This is a genomic window from Streptomyces sp. NPDC002125, from assembly GCF_053593715.1.
In genome coordinates, this window is the sequence record NZ_JBSFDD010000001.1 from 309,096 (window position 1) to 326,776 (window position 17,681).

Here is a 17,681-nt window from a genome sequence, read left to right on the forward strand (position 1 = left end):
GCCCCGCCCGGCCAGGCTCAGCGGCCCCTCTGTTCCCCGTACCGAATGAACTCCTCGCGGCGCTCGACTCCCAGTTCCACCAGCAGTCCGGCCAGGTGGCCCGTGTCGCTCCAGTCGATGTGGACATGAAGTTCTACACGTTCGCGCAGAGTCTTACGCACCCGGTTCCTCGTATCCACGAGGTACACGATGTCCGGAGGGCGCACCAGGTCCGCGATGTCCATGCTGAGCGCACGCGCCGCCTCGTGGAGGTCGACATCCGACGCATGGGCCGCATAGCCGGCCAGCTCCTGCTGGAGCAGGCCGTGGACCGGCCGCTCCGTCTGCGGGTCCAGCACGTCATCCGGTCCCGGCTCCCGATCCTCCGCCGTGTTCATTTCGCCGATCAGCTTGGCGAGGGCGGCGGCGGCCTCTTCGAAGTCCTGCCCCATCCGGCTCACGATCTCCTCCAGCCGCTCGCTGAAGCGCGCGTAGCGGGAACGGTCCGAGGCGATGTTGGCCGTGATGTGTACCCGGGCCGAGCTGGTCATGTACGAGATCCTGGCGCGCGGATCACGGTTGGCGTTGACCCGCTCCATGAAGTCCGGTGCGGTCAGTTCGACGGGCGGCACCCGCAGTTCGATCGCCGTGACCTTCAGGTGGCGTGCCATCAGCTGCCGGATCTTGGCACCGTAGCGGCGCGGGCTGAAGTCGTCACGCCCGTCCAGGTAGCGGCGGCGCACCAGATACTGGATCTCGCCAAGTCTGCCCGCGAAGGCCTCGTACTTCAGTGCCTCCGGGCGAGGCAGTACGGCGTTGAGCGCGCCGAGGAAGTCTCGCGCGAGTTCGTCGAACTCGCCGCGCAGCAAAGGGTCCTCCAGAGCGGCCAGCAGATCCTCGCGCTGCGCTTCGTCGGAAAGCGAGGTGACGTGCCGCCCGGCGAGGCAGCCGTCGATACGGGTACGCAGATCGGCGAGCAGCGCGTCGGCTGCCGCGTCGGTCTGGAGGAGAAGTCCATCCGCGACGGGCTGGGGTCCGCGGAAGGTCCTGGCGTCAAGGTGGTCCACGGAGGCGTCGGCGAAGCCGTAGACCTGACGGAGGTGGGCCTGTTCGTACAGGCTGAGGGAGCGGGCGAGCTCGGGCCCGATCCCGATGAAGTCGACCACCTGCCCCCACTGCTTGGGCATGTACGGGCGGTTCGTCCGGGCCACCGCCTGTAGCAGCCCCACGCCAGACAGGGCGCTGTCGAGGTAGAGCACCTGTTCCACAGGGGCGTCGAAGCCCGTGAGCAGCATCGACTGCACGACCAGAAAGGCCATCGGCTTCTCGTCGGACGCGCTCACGCCTACTTCAGGCACTGCCGGGGCGAGTCCATCCGGATGCCAGATCTCGCCGGTTCCCCCGCCGGGCACGCCCCAGCCGGATGCCGCGGACCCGTGCGTCACCGCGTCCCATGAGGGATCGTCCGCAGCGGCGAGGTAGGAGCCGATACCCTTCTTGAAACGCTCGATGTGCGCGTCCTGCTTGGACTTCGTCGTCCAGTCGTGCCACTCCTTCGGATCCCTGCGTCCGCTGCTCGACGGCGCCTTGGAGATCACCACAGCGGCGTCGATGGAGTCCAGCAGGTCCCGGTGTGAGACCAGGTCCAGCAGCTCCCGTTCCTCGTCGGAGGCGGACTGCGCGGCGAGCGGGTCGTGGATCAGGTCCTGGTCGAGCGCGTCGATGCGTCGCACCAGTCTGTTCCGCGCCTCGATGAGGGCTTCCTGGTAGCGGACGGCGGCAAGCCGGGAGGCGGCGGCCACCTGTGCCCCGAACCGGTCGGGCAGCGCGTGACGCGCCCAGTGCCGCAGTATGTAGTCGGCCTTCGCGGTGATCACCGAGGGTGCTTCGAGGATCTCCTTGCGGCGGGCGAACCTCTCCAGGACCCGTTGTCGCTGCTGGGGATCGCGCGGCGCCTCCTCGTCGAACCCGGCGTCCAGCGCCGCCTTCTCGATCACTTCCATCGGCACGCTGTAGGCCTCGTAGCGCACCGGGACCACGGCCCCGTCCTGCTCGGCGTCCCGCAGGGTGTAGGTGTCGACGTAGCCGCCGAAGATCTCCTCGGTCGACTTCTGCGCACCGCTGAGCACCGGGGTTCCGGTGAAGCCGACCACGGCGGCGTTCGGCAGCATCGCGCGGAGTCTTGCGTGCTGCCAGCGGGCGTTACCCCGGTGCGCCTCGTCGATCAGGACGACGATGTCGGCGCTCGCGTTCTGGACGTGGTTGTGGACATGCGTCTCCTCGCCCGGCTCCTCGCCGAGCTTCTCCTCACGCCCGTCGTACGCGGTGTCGTCCCTGCGCGCCTTCTGCAGGGTGATGAGGACGAGGTCCGGCACGTCCACCGCGAGATAGGCGTGGGCCTGTTCCACACTGGGCGCCCTGTGGATCTTCTCGTCACTCGCGCCGAGGCTCTGCCGGATCTGCTTCTCCAGGTCCAGCCGGTCGGTGACGACGACCACCTTGTACCCGGCGAGCCCGGGTGTGCTGCGCAGATGGCGTACGAGGAACGCCATGGTCAGGCTCTTGCCGGAACCCTGGGTGTGCCAGATGATTCCGCCCCGCTGGTCGACCGGCTCCCCCGCCGCGACCTTCCTGCGACGGGCCTCCAGGTTGCGTGACAACCGGCATACGGCCTTGAACTGCGGGTACCGGCCGAAGACCTTGACCGTCCGGGGCCCGCGTCCCGCCTGGGTCGTGAAGTCCCGGACCAGGCTAAGGAGATGCTGCGGGCGTAGCACCCCGGCGACCAGGACGTCCTGCGCGGTCAGGGCTTGCCCGGCGCGCTTCCTGGTCTCCTGACGTACGAGGTCCTCGGAGGCGGGCTCGACCGTCCGCCAGGGCGCGAAGTGCCGCGTCTCGGCGGTGACCGTGCCAAGTTCGGCGTGGTCACGGTCGGTACCGATCAGCACCTGTGCGAACCGTACGAACTCGGTGACGGGCGCCGGAGCGCCGACACCCGCGTAATCGACCACCTGCTCCACGGCGGCGTCCAGGGCGGCGCGCTGCTCTTGCCTGCCGGAGACCAGCGGGGCCTTGCACTCAATGACGACCCACGGCAGTCCGTTGACGAACAACACGAGGTCCAGCGTGACAGGTTCCGCGTCCTTGCGTTCCACCCGGAACTGCGAGACGGCCAGGAGGTCGTTGCCGGGCGTGAACTCGGCGTCCCAGTCGACGAGCCTGATGTGCTCGGGCTTCCCTTTCGTCCACCCGGGCACGGTGCGGGAGTTGACCCCCTTCCGGAGAAGGGCGGTCACTTCGAGATTCCCCGCGACCCCTCGCCCGGTCGGCCCCTGACCGGGCGCGGTGCCCTGGACGAGGGCGAAGAGGTGGTTCAGCTGGGCTGCCGACAGCCAGGGCTTGCCGTCGGTTCCCGGGTTGATCCTCGACACCGCCGCACGGAAACGGTCCGCGTGGACGACCTGCCCGAAGTCCTGTCGGCCGGAGGCCCCGGCATCGGTGGCCGGCCCGCCAGGAGGCCCGCCCTGGAGATGCGTCCATCCCATGGCGACCAGTTGCTTGATCAGCGGCTGCTCGGTCTTGTCGTACTCCGGCTGACCCATCCCTGGTCTCCCCGCGCGCCCGTCACCGTACGTTCCACCCGCACCCGTATGGGTGTACGCGGAACTGTACCTGCGGGGGCTGCCGGGCCGAGGCGTGATCAGTCGCGCCGATGCTTTCCGGACGGCGTCACGAGCTCGTCAGGCTCCGAGCGCGAGACCGAGCTCGAACCAGACGGTCTTGCCACCCGGTCCGTACTCTCCCTCCCCTATCGCACATCCGCCCCAGCGGTCCGCGACCAGTTGCACGATGGCCATCCCCCGCCCGGCTTCGGCATCGTGGGATGCGTGCGGGGCGTACGGCTCGGGCAGGTCCGGGCTCATGTCCCACACGCTGATCCGGAGCACCGGATGGCGCCATTGCAGCCGTACGGAGGCGGGCCCATTGGTGTGCCGGACAGAGTTGGTGGTCAGTTCGGACATCAGCAGCTCGGCCCGGTAGCTGAGTTCGGTCAGCTCATGAGCTCCGAGGATGACCTTGAGGGTGGTACGGGCAATACGGGGGCTGCGCGGATCGCAGGGGAAACGGAGTTCGTAGCTCCAGGGGTCGGTGAAGGCAATGGGGAGGGGATGGGGGCGGTCCTCGACGTCGGGAGTGGGGGCGGGTTCGGTCCTCACGGGCACCTCCTGGGGTGCGTGCGAGCGGTGACAAGTGGGCGAGCGCCACGGGCGATTGCTGTCGGGTGGTGGCAATGCCGGTCCGGTGGCCGCCTTCCCGGGCGGGCGGGGCGGATCGGTGCGCTTCCGTGGTGACGGCAACGTGAGCGGTGCGAGACACACGGTAACTACACATATCCAACCCGTGATACCACTTTCACCTCAACGGGTTGGAATTTCGAGATACGTCGCCGGGCGCGCACGACACCGAGACAATGAGCACGACCAGGAGAGGACGCATGGCACCACGGCACGCACCAACTGTTCGGCAACGTCGATTCGGTACGGAACTTCGCCGACTACGCGAAGCAGCAGGGATGTCCGCCCCGAAGGCGGCGGAGCTGTTGGGTACCGATCGCACGACCATCTCCAACGTGGAGGCCGGCCGCTTCGGCATCAGTGAGGAGCGCCTACGTCGGCTGGGCAGCATCTACGAGTGCGACGACCCGGCACTGATCGAGGCTCTCGCCACGATGACGGGCGGCCGTGAGCGAGGGTGGTGGGACGAGTACCGGGGCAAGATCCCACCGGACTTCCTTGAGGTGTCCGAACTCGAACACCACGCATCGAGCCTCCGGACGCTCCAGACCGCGCACCTGCCAGGCATGTTCCAGATCGAGGATCACACACGGGCTCTCTTCGACCTGTTCATCCCTGCTCTTGCCCGTTTGGAGATCGAGTTGCGCATCGCCCATCGCTTGGCTCGTCACCAAGTGCTCACGAACGAACCCGCCGTCACATACACGGGGCTAATTCACGAATCGGCGCTTCGGATGCAGGTGGGTGGCCGCCGCGTCGCCAAGGCCCAGTTGTCGCGCTTGCTCGACGAGAGCGAGCGCGACAACGTGATACTCATGGTGGTCCCGTTCTCGATCGGCGGCTTCCCGATGGCAGGCGACTCGGTGTTGTATGCCGCCGCCCAGAGCCCCCACCTGGACACCGTGCAGGTGGACTCCCCTATCGGGGCCGTCTACTTCGACTCGCCCACCCAACTGGCCGATTTCCGGCGGCGACTGGACGCGGTCGAACAGGCGGCGTTGAATCCGACGCAGTCGCGGGATGCCATCCTGACCATCGCCAGAGACCTGTAAGAGGTGTCAGCCTTGTCCGAACTGAAGTGGCTCAAGTCGTCGTTCTCGGAGGCCTCGGGCAACAACTGTGTCGAGGTCGCGTCGGTGGAGACGAACGGCATCGCCCTCCGCGAGAGCGAAAGCCCCGCAGCGGTCATATCGACAAACCGAGCCGCACTGCATGCGCTTGTGCTGAGGCTGAAGGCTGACCAGACCGAGGTCAGCTGACCAGCAGTTCAGCTTGCTACGCGGAGGCACCCACTCGTCCGTTCAGCAAATCCTCTACGACACCCTGCTGGACTGTGCGGAGCTTCCTGATCTGATGCTCAAGCGCAGCCGCTCGGAGACGCACGGCATGGACAGGGCCAAGCAGACGCACCTGCTCCGCAACTGGGGGTACAGGCACAGGCATCTGTTTCACCTGCGTTGAATTGATCGACGCGAGGTTGGTCGTCTGCTTGCCGACGCTCTGGAAGTAGGCGCGCCCCTCGGGTGAAGACGTGTACAAGGCCAAGAAATCCGGTGTCATCCGCTCGCCACACCGGACACGGAAAACGTGATTCTGGTGGAGACAAGCGTCAATACGGCCGTCCCAGACCGCACCTCGGCCGAGCTTGTCCAGGTCCCCGCCTTCGGTGAGCAGCAGGTCCCCCTTACGGAGGGCGAACCGCTCGTACTGCGACCGCAGGATGCGGACAGTCTTGGTTTCCTTCGTGTCGATACGCCCATCCAGCACGTTTGCAACGCGTAGGTAGGGCAGCTCAACAGTCCCGTCGCCAACTGGCTCGGACCCGAGAGTGACGCCTGCGGCAACGGTTGCGATATCCGCGAGCGGGACTCGGTCCCAATCTGTCTGGCTCTGATTGAGAGCCACCGCCGCCAGCGCCTCGGCGACCGGGCTCAGTTTGTCGAGCGACCGCTCCAGCGCACCGATCCGCCGCTCGAAGGCAGCGTGCGCGGTGACGATGCGGCGCTGCTCAGCCAGCGGCACCTTAGGCAACTCCAGCCGTTGAATATCGGCCTTGGAGATCTTGTACTGACCGCTCGTGCCCCTCATGACAGCGTCGATCTGCCGCCGCAGCCCAGCGGATGACAACGCGATGCCTAGAAACCGCGAGTCGAGCTTCCCGTTGTCAGCGGTAAGCCGAAAAACGAGGTCCGGCAAGAGCAGCCTCGCCCGTACGTCCCCGACGAAACAGGCCACCCCTACCAGAGCTTTCACTCCATTGGCTCGGGAGACCAACACGTCTCCGGTCTTCACCTCGAACGTCGGGCGGGGAGCCACCGCAGGCGGAAGCCGCTTTGCCTCCGTCGGAACAAACGTTCCAGACGTCACCGCGCTGAGGCGCAAGACACCCCATTCATCCAGTGCGGGAGGTGCTGCGTCACAGACCGGACTCCATCCGGTCTCTACCTTCTTCAGCAGGCTCTTCAACGGCACCGTGGGGCGCGTTGCAGTCACGGCTTCGTCACCGCGCATAACCCAGCTCCTCCAGCCACGTCCCCAGCTCCTCCGCAGCCGCCCCGCTCTCCGCCTCAAGCTCGGATAGCGACACCCCGTACTTGCTCGCCCACCCCCGGAACGCCGCCACCAGCTCCCGTCGGCCCGCAGCCATCGCGGCCTCCAGGCGGGCGGACAGGTCACCGTCCAGCACCTCGAGCACGACCCGTTCCGGGCCGCTCTCCTCCGCCTGCACCGCATCGCGTGCGGCCCGTAGCTGGGGAAGGAACAGGTCGTCCAGAGCCTTCCGCTTCCTCTTGGCCGCCGTCACGTCCTTCTTACGGGCCGTGACCACACCGGACAGCACCGCGATCTCTTCCGGGGAGGCCGCCTCGGCGTCTGGCTGCGGCTCGGTGTCCGCCTCCTCCGCCGCCTCCGTGTCGTCCTCGTCCGGCTCCTCCGGCCCCTTCGCCTCGGCCAGCTTCTCCAGCGCCGCCCTGTGCGCCACCTCGGCGTCCACCACCGCCGCGTCGGCCGCAGCCACCGTGTCCAGGAACTCGGGGATCATCACGCGTACCACCGGGTGGTCCATCGCGCGGCGGCGGTCGGCGGCGGAGACCGTGGCCTTCTTGCCCGAGTCCGCACCGCCGGCCGGGGTCGCCGGCTCGACGATCGCCTCGACCGAGTCGACCCAGCCGTCCAGCACACGCTCGAAGCCACCGGCCGCCAGTGCCTTCATGTCGTACCGGTTGGTCGCCCACCAGTCGGCAATGATGCCCGCTGTGGTGAACTCGTCGATCACCCCGACGTCTCCCACCGCCTGCTTGAACGAATCCAGCAGACCGCTCCGCAACACCATCAGCTCACGGTCGGCCGCGAGACGGGCGAACAACGGGGCGTGCCGCGTCCACCACGTCTCGTAGACCTCCCGCAGCGCGCCTTCCCGCTCGGCCGCCAGCCGCGGGATACGGGCCGCCGTCACGTCCGGCCCCTCCGTCAGGAAGTCATAGTAGTCCGGGTCCCCGTCCCTCACCGCGAACAGCTGGGCGGCGTCCACGCCGTACGCCTGGAAGAGGTCGGCCCGGGCCGCGACCTCGGTCACCGGCACTCCCCCGTACAGGTGCGCCCGTACGTCCTGGGGCTCGGCCGGCGGTGAGTTGTCGACCCAGCGGCGGATGTTGAGGTTGGCCTCGGCCGCGAGCAGCGCGTCCGTTGTCACGGCACGCGAGTAGCCCGGGATTTCGCGCCACTCCTGGTAGGTGGTGACGATCTTCTCGACGTGCTCGGGGCGGAGTTCGTTCTGGTTCTTGCCCGCCGTGAAGTCCCGGTCCGCGTTGATGAACAGGACTTGCTTCTCCCTCTTGCCCCGCTTCTGGTGCGGTCGGCGAAGGATCAGCACGCACGCGGGGATTCCCGTGCCGTAGAACAGGTTCGGGCCGAGACCGATGACCGCCTGGATGCAGTCGTCGTTGAGCAGTTGCTCGCGAATGTCGCGTTCCTTGCCGCCCCGGAAGAGCACGCCGTGCGGCATGACGATCGCCGCGACGCCTCGTTCCTCCAGCACGGCCACCATGTGCTGGACGAACATCAGGTCGGCCTTCTTGCCGCCCTCCGGTGCCCAGTGCTTCATCCGCGTTCCGTGGATGGCGTCGGCCTTGGCCACCAGCTCGGCGTCGTAGTTCAGCGAGAACGGCGGGTTCGAGAGGACCTTGGTGAAGTGGCGCAGGCGCGTCGTGCCCGGTTGGAAGTGCAGCGGTTCGGTGAGGGTGTCGCCGTGTTGCAGGTCGAACTCGCGGATGCCGTGCAGCACCATGTTCATGCTGGCCATCGACCAGGACGGACCGTTCTTGTCCTGGCCGTTGACCGAGAGCTCGGACGGGTTGCCGCCGTGTTCCTCCACGTGTTCGCGGGCCGCGATCAGCATGCCGCCGGAGCCGGCGCAGGGGTCGTAGACGGATTCCATCGGCTTCGGGTCGACGAGCCGGACCATCATCCGAACGACGGCGCGCGGGGTGTAGAACTCGCCACCCTTCTGCCCCGCCGAGTCCGCGAACCGGCCGAGGAGGTACTCGTAGGCCGCTCCCAGCATGTCGGGGAACTCGAAGTCCTCGTTGCGCAGCCGGTAGAGGCTGAAGTGGCGGATCAAGGTGCGGAGTTCGGAGTCGCTGAAGCGGGGCTTGGTCCCGACGATCTCGTTGAACGAGATGTGCGAGGTGACCCCGGCCAGCCGGTCGTTACCCTCGGCCAGCGCGACCATCGCCTCGTCTAGCCGTTCACCCACCTGACTCGTGAGTGCCTGGATCCCCGGCAACGGCCTGTCCGGGGACTCGGGGTCGGTGTGCGGGCCCCTCCACCAGCGGGCGCGCGGCGGCACGTAGAAGACGCTGGGGTAGGCGTCGGGGTCGTCTGCCCGCCGCAGCGCCTTCACGGCATCACCTGTGCGCTTCACGGCCTCGTCGTACACCCGCTCCCACTCGGGCTGGAACTCGTCGGAGGCCCGCTTGAGGAACAGCATCCCGAAGATGTAGTCGCGGTACTCGGAGGCGTCCATCCGCCCGCGCAGGATGTCGGCGGCCGAGAAGAGGTGCCGTTCGAGCTCGGGCAGGGTGATTCTGGCCACGCGCCATTCCTTCGTACATATGGTGGGGAGGTCCGGATGCCAGGAAAGCCTAGACGCCGCATGGGTGCACCGATGACCAACGGCCGGATCGCGCACCGTTCCGTGATCAGGCGTCGACGATCTCCAGGCTCACCAGCAGCCGCCAGACATCGGTGGACGGGTCGCGGTCCAGCACCGGGCAGTCGGCCGCGTGGCCCGACTGCGGGATCATCGGATCGGGCCGCTCGGGGGCGCCCTCCCACTGGTGGCGATCCTTCCTGGTGGACTTCGCCCTGCACGTGCCGTACTCGCACTGGCGGACCATGCTCCGGGCCCAGTTGACGGCGTCGGACTCCTTCTTGTCCAGCGCCGTGCGACGCCCGCCCTTGACGCTCTTGTCGTTCCTCTTGTCGAAATCCTTGAAGGCCGGGTCCGCCTGCCGCAACGCTTCCACCACGTCCTTGCTGCTGCCGCTGCGCCTGCCTCCGAACGCCTGGAAGTGAAGCAGCAGCCACAGGTCGAACGAAGGGTGAGAGAAACAGACCTGGGTGGCCTTCTCGGCCGCCCTCTCCAGAGCCTCAGGAATGTCGTGGTGCTGGTCACGGTCGAACAGGGCCCAGGCCTCGTCCTCCCCGGCGGTCGCCTGGACTTTGGCCACCACTCTGGCCGGCGTCAGGCCGTTCTTCTCGTACACCGGCTGGATTCGGAACCGTCGTCCGCCGGTGACGCTACCGTCCCCGAACCGTTCGTTGAGGTAGTTGAGGTAGTCGGGCTCGGTCGACTCGCCCTCGCAGCCGACGTACAGCACTCGTTGTGCCCGCGTGTCGGCGGGAGGCGGTGGCGCAGGCGCCACCAAGGGCCTCTCCTCGCCCTTGCGGCTCTTGCGCTTCGGCCGTTTGGGCGCGTCGCACCGGCCCTCGTCATCGGTGTTCCCCTGCTGCCCGCCCCACGTACTCACGCTGTCGCCTTCGCCTCCTGCCAGGATACTTCGCGGGCGATCTCCCCCGCACTGACGCGCGGCACTCCGCCGTAGCGGCCACGTAGGTAGCCGCGTTCGAGGTTCTCACCGTCCGCCGGGTGGGCGGCCGCCAGCGGGTACAGCTCGGTGGCACCGGACCGGTCCTTGGCGGCGATCCAGACCTGGTCAAGGCCGAGCGGGCGGTCCAGCACCTCTTCACCGAGCAGAGTGGCGTCGTGCGTCGTGAAGATCAGCTGTGCGTTGTTCGGGTTGGCCTGCGAGTCCTGGAAGATGCGTACGACTTCCGCGGCCAGGGTCGGGTGCAGGCTGGAGTCGATCTCGTCCACGAGTAGAACGGCGCCCTTGTCGAGCACCGAGAGCATGGGGCCGAGGAAGGCGAACCAGGCGTGCGTGCCGAAGGACTCCTCTGTGATGAAGTCCAGGGGGGTGTCCCCGCCGTCGGCGGTGCGGTGCCGCAACCGGACTCGGCCCGTGTCCGGGTCGGTCTCCATGCCGGTGATCCCGAGGTCGGCGACGGTGAGCAGGTGCAGGACTCGCTCACGGTAGTCGTACTTGCCGCCGGGCTCGATCAGCTCCTGGGTCCACTTCGTCCGGTGCGCGACGTCCTCGCCCGGAGTCACGAGCCACAGGTTGTCCAGGAACCAGCGGTGCAAGGCGGAGAGCTGGGGATCGTTGAGCGTGGCGCCGGTGGAGAGGAACAGGGCGTCGGGACGGGTGAGGGCCACCAAGTCCTCGCGCCGGCCGGTGAAGCCGTCGCCTTCGAAGACGAACTCGCCACCCTCGGATTCAGGGCGTCCCGCCTCACGGTCGAACCACGTCTCGCGCTTCCCTTGGGGATAGGCGTGCAGCCACTCCGCCTCTACCCGGTCGTCGGAGAGCTCGAAGCCGTAGGTGAACCGGGTGCGGCTGCGGCCGAGGGTGAGGTCGACCTCGTACAGGCTGGTCTCGTCCGCACACGCGGAGTCAAGCTTGAAGGGCTTGCGGGGCACGCCGGGCGACTTCGTCCAGTCGGCGAACGATGTACGGACTGCTTGGCGCATGTCCCGCAGCGCGCTGAGCAGGTTGCTCTTGCCCGCGGCATTGGCGCCGAACACGCCCAGGACGGGCAGGGCGGACACGTCCTGCCGGTCGTGGCGGAGCCCTGTCGCACGGGCATTGCCGTCACCGGATGCCGACCCGATGAGCGACAGCTCGCACTCGTCGCGGATCGAGCGGTGATTGGCCACCCGGAAACGCAGTAGCACCCTCGGCCTCCCGACAGGACGGGGAGGCTGGCCCCGTCGTACGTACACCGCATGCGGACGATCCGCATGCGCAGCCTATGACGCCGGCACCGGGCGTGCCAGCCCCGGCCCGTCAGCCCGCCGCGGCCCTCTCGCGGCGTACCGTCGTCGCGATGGTGGCCGAGCCGACGACCCGTGTGCCGTCGTACAGCACGACCGCCTGGCCGGGGGCCACGCCCCGGACGGGCTCGGTGAAGGTGACGGCCAGGGTGCCGTCGGTCAGTTCCGCCGTCACCTCGGTCTCGCCGCCGTGGGCGCGGAGCTGCGCGGTGTACGTGCCGGGGCCCTCGGGCGCCAGGCCGCACCAGCGGGGCCTGATCGCGGTGAGGGCCGTGACGTCCAGGGCCTCCACCGGGCCGACCGTGACCGTGTTGTTCACCGGGGAGATGTCCAGGACGTAGCGCGGCTTGCCGTCGGGGGCGGGGTGGCCGATGCGCAGGCCCTTGCGCTGGCCGATGGTGAAGCCGAAGGCGCCCTCGTGGGTGCCGACCTTCGCTCCGGCCTCGTCGAGGATGTCGCCCTGTGCCGGTCCGCCGAGACGGCCGGCCAGGAAGCCCTGGGTGTCGCCGTCGGCGATGAAGCAGATGTCGTGGCTGTCGGGCTTCTTGGCGACCGCGAGGCCCCGGCGCTCGGCCTCGGCCCGGATCTCGTCCTTGGTGGTCAGGGTGTCGCCCAGCGGGAACATGGCGTGGGCGAGCTGCTTCTCGTCCAGTACGCCGAGGACGTAGCTCTGGTCCTTGGCCATGTCCGACGCGCGGTGCAGCTCCCGGGTGCCGTCGTCGTTGAGCACGACGGTGGCGTAGTGGCCGGTGCAGACCGCGTCGAAGCCGAGGGCCAGCGCCTTGTCGAGCAGCGCGGCGAACTTGATCTTCTCGTTGCAGCGCAGGCAGGGGTTGGGTGTGCGCCCCGCCTCGTACTCCGCGACGAAGTCGTCCACGACGTCCTCGCGGAAGCGTTCCGCGAGGTCCCAGACGTAGAACGGGATGCCGATGACGTCCGCCGCGCGGCGGGCGTCACGGGAGTCCTCGATGGTGCAACAGCCACGCGCACCCGTGCGGAAGGACTGCGGGTTCGCGGAGAGGGCGAGGTGCACACCGGTCACGTCGTGGCCCGCCTCGGCGGCACGGGCCGCCGCCACGGCGGAGTCGACTCCGCCCGACATGGCGGCGAGCACACGGAGGGGGCGCTGGGAGGTCTGAGTCATAGCTTCTCCAGAGTACGGGGCGCGGGGAACCGAATGCTCGCGGATAAGCGTTGAGGACGACATGGGAAACAACGGGAGTGCCGGCGGATCGGGTAAAGCCCCCGGTCACGGCATCAGCCGGCGCTCACTGCTGATCGGTGGCGGCGTCGCGGCGGCGGGCACGGCCCTGCTGGCGGCCGAGGAGATCAGGCGCGTCTGGTGGCGGGTGCCGGGCGTGGAGAAGCCGCGCACGCCAGGTGAGCTCGACTACACCCCGGCGCGCTGGATCGCGGCCTCCGAGGCGAACTGGCGACGCGCCGACCGGCCCGACGACTACGGCGTGGACCGTGTGATCGTCCATGTCACCCAGGGCAGCTACGCGAGCGCGGTCAAGGTCTTCCAGGACCCGGCGCACCAGGCGGCGACACACTACATCGTGCGCCAGAACGGCCGGGTGACACAGATGATCCGCGAGCTCGACGTGGCGTACCACGCGGGCAACCGCTCCTTCAACGAACGCAGCATCGGCATCGAGCACGAGGGCTTCGTCGACCGCCCGCAGGACTTCACCACACAGATGTACGAATCCTCGGCCCGGCTGACGGCAGCGATATGCGAGCGGTACGGGATTCCGGTGGACCGCGAGCACATCATCGGGCACGTCGAGGTGCCCGGCACGGACCACACCGATCCCGGACCGCACTGGGACTGGCCCCGCTACATGAAGCTGGTGCGCGCGGCATCCACCGGCGGCTCGCGGGCTAGCTGAGCCCTGCCGTCCTGGCGCGCTCGACCGCGGGGCCGATCGCCCGCGCGAGCTCCTCGACGTCCCGCGCGGTGGAGGTGTGGCCGAGCGAGAAGCGCAGCGTGCCGCGGGCCAGGCCCGGGTCGGCGCCGGTGGCCAGCAGCACATGGCTGGGCTGGGCGATGCCCGCCGTGCAGGCGGACCCGGTGGAGCATTCGATGCCCTGGGCGTCGAGCAGCAGGAGGAGGGAGTCGCCCTCGCAGCCGGGGAAGGTGAAGTGGGCGTTGGCGGGCAGCCGGCCGCCTGGGGCCGGGTCACCGCCGAGAACGGCGTCGGGCACCGCCTTGTGCACGGCGGCGGCCAGCTCGTCGCGGAGGGCGCCGATCTCACGGGCGAAGCCCTCGCGCCCCTCGGCGGCGTGCCGTCCGGCCACGGCGAACGCGGCGACGGCGGGCACATCGAGGGTGCCGGAGCGCACATGCCGCTCCTGTCCGCCGCCGTGCAGCACGGGCACCGGGGTCTGGTCGCGGCCGAGCAGCAGCGCGCCGATGCCGAAGGGCCCGCCGATCTTGTGCGCGCTGACGGTCATCGCGGCCAGCCCCGAGCCGGCGAAGTCGACTTCGAGCTGCCCGAAGGCCTGCACCGCGTCGGCATGCATGGGCACGCCGAACTCGCGTGCTACCTCGGCGAGTTCACGTATCGGCATGATGGTGCCGATCTCGTTGTTGGCCCACATCACGGTGACCAGGGCGACGTCGTCGGGGTTGCGGACGAGCGCCTCGCGCAGCGCCTCCGGGTGCACCCGTCCGTACGTGTCGACCGGGAGGTACTCGACGTTGGCGCCCTCGTGCTCGGCGAGCCAGTCCACGGCGTCGAGCACGGCGTGATGCTCCACCGGGCTGGCGAGGACCCTAGTCCGCCGGGGGTCGGCGTCGCGGCGGGCCCAGTAGAGGCCCTTCACGGCGAGGTTGTCGGCTTCGGTACCCCCGGAGGTCAGGACCACCTCACTGGGGCGTGCGCCGAGCGCCTCGGCGAGGGTCTCTCTGGACTCCTCGACGGTACGGCGGGCCCGGCGCCCGGCAGCGTGCAGAGAGGACGCGTTGCCGGTGACGGCGAGCTGCGCGGTCATCGCCGCGATCGCCTCCGGAAGCATCGGCGTGGTCGCGGCGTGGTCGAGGTAAGCCATGGTGGAGACGATTCTACGAGCCCGGGGAGCGAAGCGTGCCGAGGGCGGCACCCAGCACACCGGGCCCCGGGCCCGTGGCAGCCCCGGCCCGCCGGCCAGCCCCGCTTCGGGCCGCGCCAGGGGGCCGTCCGGCGCTGCGGCTCGGGCTCACGCCCGGGAGGACCGTCGCGGCGCTGCGGCGCAGGGCCGCGCCCGGGGGCCGTCCGGCGCTGCGGCTCGGGCTCGCGCCCGGAAGGACAGTCACGACGCTGCGGCGCAGGACCGCGCCGGGAGGCTGTCCGGCGCTGCGGCGCAGGGCTGCGCCCGGGAAGACCGTCGCGGCGGCTACCGCCGCGCCGCACTCGGAGGCACCGCCCGCCCCGCCGCGTACGGCCGCGCTCAAAAGGCCGACCGGCACGGCCGCCCGGCACCTCCGAGAGCCCCGGCGGCGCTCAGACGGCCGTCCAGCGCTGGGACGCCGCGCCCGAGCAGTTGCTCGCCGCGAGTCCGCCGTTGCCCGCTCCGAGGCAGCCGCCCGTACCGACGCTCACGAAGGTGCCGCCCGACCCCGCGCGCCAGAGGCGTGACGCCTCCTCCTCGCACGAGAGCAGCAGAATCCCTCCGGCGCCCGCGCTGAGGCACGTCCTGCCCGACTCGTGGACGAGCTGGAAGGCTCCGCCGGACACGGCCCGGACGCCCCAGACGGAACCCGGCACGTCGCAGTCGCCGGTCATCGGGTAGCCGTTGTACGGGGCGATGAGGCACCTGTCGTTCCCGCCGTTGCGATAGCGGTGGTTTCCGGAGGGCACGGTCCCCCCGGAGCCGGAGCCGGAGCCTCCGGAGGCGCTGGAGCCCCCCGAGGAGCTGTCGGAGGTGCCGCCCGAGGAGCCGGACCCGCCGGAGCCGTCCTGGGGGCCGCCACCCGTGTCACCGGCCCCCGGAGCGGGAGAAGGAGTCCCGTCCTCCTGCTTCTCCCCCGCCTTGTCGTCGTCATTCTTCTTGTCCGTCGGCGACTTCCCCGGTGAGGCGGAGCGGGACGGGCTCGCCGAGGACGCCGTGGGCACCGCCGGGGCGGTCACGGAGACGGAAGGGCCCGCGGAGGCCGAACGGTCGTCCGGAGCGGAGACATGGGGCAGGAACTGGACGGCGAGCGTCGCTCCGCCCACCGTCACGACGACGGGGATGACGGCGAGGAAGCCCCGCCTGCGCCGCAGGCGTTCCGGGGTCCTGGGGCCGGCCTTCCGCCCCAGGCGGAGCGTCTCCACCGACTCGGGCCCCGGCAGTTCGATCTCCTGGACGTGCGCGGCGAAGGCGGCCTTCGCCGCGAGGTCGCCGCTGATGGAGTCCGGCCACAGGGGGGCCGTGAACGGCCCGTGCTCCTCCGCGCGACGCACCAGCTCCGCAGCCGTTGGCCGGGCCCCGGCGTCCTTGTCGAGGCAGGCCGCGACGACATCGGCGAGGGTGGGGTCCAGCTCCCGCAGCGCCGCCAGGTCGGGCTCCTCGTGCACGATGCGGTAGAGCACCGCGGGGCCGGACTCGTCGCCGAAGGGCGGTGTGCCGCTGGCCGCGTACGCGAGGACCGAGCCGAGGGCGAACACATCGGCGGCACCGCTCAGGTCCCGCCTCGTCGTGGCCTGTTCGGGAGCCATGTAGGCGGGCGTGCCGATCACCATGCCGCTCCGGGTCAGCTGGCTCTGTTCGGTCGCCCGGGCCACGCCGAAGTCGATGACCGTGGCCCCCTCGACCGTCAGCATGACGTTGGACGGCTTGAGGTCCCTGTGCACCATGCCCAGTTCGTGCACGGGAACCAGCCCCGCTGCGGCCTCGCGCAGGAGCAGCCACAGGGTCTTCGCGGGCAGCGGACCCCCGTGCAGCTCCAGGGCCTTGCTCAGCGTGAGCCCGGGCACGTACGCCGTCGCCAGCCACGGCGGCCGGGCGTCGCGGTCACTGGCCAGCAGGGGCGCGGTGGCCGCGGCGGGCAGGCGGGAGAGGTTGTCCAGCTCGTGCCCGAAGCGGCGTACGAAGTCCTGGTCCTCACCCGCGATCGAGGGCAGCACCTGCTTGACGGCGACGTACCGCCCCTCGTGGACCCCGAGGAACACCCGCCCCATTCCGCCGGAGCCCAGCCGGCCCGCCAGCGGAATCCCACCGATCTGCCGTGGATCATCCGCTTCCAGTGGCTTGGCTCCGCTGCCCGCCAGATCTGACACGCCCGCACCGTCTCCCCGTGACACACGATTTACGTACGAGGCGAAGTCTGACCAGTGGATACTGGCCGTGGAGGCACTTTCTAGAAAACTGCTCTAGAAGTTCACTGCCTCCAGAAGTTCACCGCGGAGGAACCCCGCCTCACGAACCCAGGGACGGTCACCGGATGAGCCCCAAGCAGCATCGCGGCGAGGTCACTTCGGACCTGCTCCTGGACGCCGCCCTGCGTGTGTTCGTCGCGTCGGGCGAGCAGGGCCTCACCGTCAGCGCCGTCGTGGAGGCCAGTGGCGTGAGCCTGGGCAGCCTCTACCACCACTTCGGCAGCATCGACGGCCTCATCGCCGCCCTCAGCCACCGCTGGCTGGACCGGCTGCTGGGCGAACTGGCCAAGGCGCTCGGGGACTCCGGCACGGCCGAGGAGGGCATCGCCGCCGTCGTGGAGGCGTATCTGGCCTTCGTACGGGAACACAGCGGCCCCGCGCTCCTCCTGCACTCCCCGCTCTCCGACCGCAAGGGCATGGCGCGGGGCAGGGAACTCCGCGACGCGCAGGAGGCCAGGGTCTCGGAGCTGGGTGGCTGGATACAGCTCCGCGTGGACTCCGGGGAGCTGGCCCCGCTCCCCCTCCCGCTGATCGAGTCCCTCGTGCTCGGCCCGGTCGTCGCCGTCGCGCGGCGCACGCTGTCGGGCATCGACGACATCGACCTCGACGAGGCCGCGCGCCTCCTGCCGGAACAGATCTGGCGGTCGGTCCGCGCATAGGCCGGTACGCGCA

General features: G+C 69.5%; 13 protein-coding genes. 4 read left to right on the top strand and 9 right to left on the bottom strand.

Annotation, left to right across the window (positions count from 1 at the left end):
* Positions 1-17: 17 nt before the first annotated feature.
* Both ACWCQM_RS01380 and ACWCQM_RS01385 read right to left on the bottom strand, forming a co-directional pair.
* On the bottom strand, positions 18-3,581 hold the full coding sequence (locus ACWCQM_RS01380) for a type I restriction endonuclease subunit R (protein ID WP_450913334.1): 3,564 nt from the start codon (positions 3,579-3,581) through the stop codon (positions 18-20).
* Positions 3,582-3,719: 138 nt separating this feature from the next.
* Positions 3,720-4,196: an ATP-binding protein gene (locus tag ACWCQM_RS01385; protein WP_450913335.1), complete on the bottom strand. Its 477-nt coding sequence runs from the start codon at positions 4,194-4,196 to the stop codon at positions 3,720-3,722.
* A gap of 278 nt (positions 4,197-4,474) precedes the next feature.
* Between ACWCQM_RS01385 and ACWCQM_RS01390 the strand changes: the two genes are divergently transcribed.
* Both ACWCQM_RS01390 and ACWCQM_RS01395 read left to right on the top strand, forming a co-directional pair.
* Positions 4,475-5,326, top strand: coding sequence for a helix-turn-helix domain-containing protein (locus ACWCQM_RS01390; RefSeq protein WP_450913336.1), 852 nt, complete (start codon positions 4,475-4,477; stop codon positions 5,324-5,326).
* A 12-nt stretch (positions 5,327-5,338) separates the two neighbouring features.
* Complete coding sequence (locus ACWCQM_RS01395; RefSeq protein WP_450913337.1) at positions 5,339-5,533, top strand: DUF397 domain-containing protein; 195 nt, start codon at positions 5,339-5,341, stop codon at positions 5,531-5,533.
* A gap of 16 nt (positions 5,534-5,549) precedes the next feature.
* Here ACWCQM_RS01395 and ACWCQM_RS01400 read toward each other — a convergent pair whose 3' ends face one another.
* The 5 genes from ACWCQM_RS01400 to mnmA all read right to left on the bottom strand — a co-directional run bounded on the left by ACWCQM_RS01400 (position 5,550) and on the right by mnmA (position 12,811).
* Positions 5,550-6,785, bottom strand: coding sequence for a restriction endonuclease subunit S (locus tag ACWCQM_RS01400; RefSeq protein WP_450913338.1), 1,236 nt, complete (start codon positions 6,783-6,785; stop codon positions 5,550-5,552).
* Entirely contained in the window at positions 6,775-9,366 is a 2,592-nt protein-coding gene (locus ACWCQM_RS01405; RefSeq protein WP_450913339.1) for an N-6 DNA methylase, read from the bottom strand. Before ACWCQM_RS01405 ends, ACWCQM_RS01400 begins: the two co-directional genes overlap by 11 nt.
* Positions 9,367-9,472: 106 nt before the next feature.
* Positions 9,473-10,303, bottom strand: a complete 831-nt coding sequence (locus ACWCQM_RS01410) for an RloB family protein (protein ID WP_450913340.1) — start codon at positions 10,301-10,303, stop codon at positions 9,473-9,475.
* Positions 10,300-11,568 (bottom strand): AAA family ATPase, encoded by a 1,269-nt coding sequence (locus tag ACWCQM_RS01415; protein WP_450913341.1) that lies wholly within the window; start codon positions 11,566-11,568, stop codon positions 10,300-10,302. Before ACWCQM_RS01415 ends, ACWCQM_RS01410 begins: the two co-directional genes overlap by 4 nt.
* 112 nt (positions 11,569-11,680) lie before the next feature.
* A complete protein-coding gene (gene mnmA, locus ACWCQM_RS01420) occupies positions 11,681-12,811 on the bottom strand; it encodes a tRNA 2-thiouridine(34) synthase MnmA (RefSeq protein WP_450913342.1) in 1,131 nt (376 codons plus the stop codon).
* Positions 12,812-12,872: 61 nt separating this feature from the next.
* Between mnmA and ACWCQM_RS01425 the strand changes: the two genes are divergently transcribed.
* Positions 12,873-13,559, top strand: a complete 687-nt coding sequence (locus tag ACWCQM_RS01425) for an N-acetylmuramoyl-L-alanine amidase (RefSeq protein ID WP_450913343.1) — start codon at positions 12,873-12,875, stop codon at positions 13,557-13,559.
* Here the strand turns inward: ACWCQM_RS01425 and ACWCQM_RS01430 are convergent.
* Together ACWCQM_RS01430 and ACWCQM_RS01435 are read right to left on the bottom strand one after the other, a co-directional pair.
* Complete coding sequence (locus ACWCQM_RS01430; RefSeq protein WP_450913344.1) at positions 13,552-14,721, bottom strand: cysteine desulfurase family protein; 1,170 nt, start codon at positions 14,719-14,721, stop codon at positions 13,552-13,554. The two genes, ACWCQM_RS01425 and ACWCQM_RS01430, sit on opposite strands and share 8 nt — an antisense overlap.
* Before the next feature lie 431 nt (positions 14,722-15,152).
* Complete coding sequence (locus ACWCQM_RS01435; protein ID WP_450913345.1) at positions 15,153-16,910, bottom strand: protein kinase domain-containing protein; 1,758 nt, start codon at positions 16,908-16,910, stop codon at positions 15,153-15,155.
* 164 nt (positions 16,911-17,074) lie between these two features.
* Here ACWCQM_RS01435 and ACWCQM_RS01440 point away from each other — a divergent pair, with 164 nt between their 5' ends.
* Complete coding sequence (locus tag ACWCQM_RS01440; protein WP_450913346.1) at positions 17,075-17,668, top strand: TetR/AcrR family transcriptional regulator; 594 nt, start codon at positions 17,075-17,077, stop codon at positions 17,666-17,668.
* Positions 17,669-17,681 lie beyond the last annotated feature (13 nt).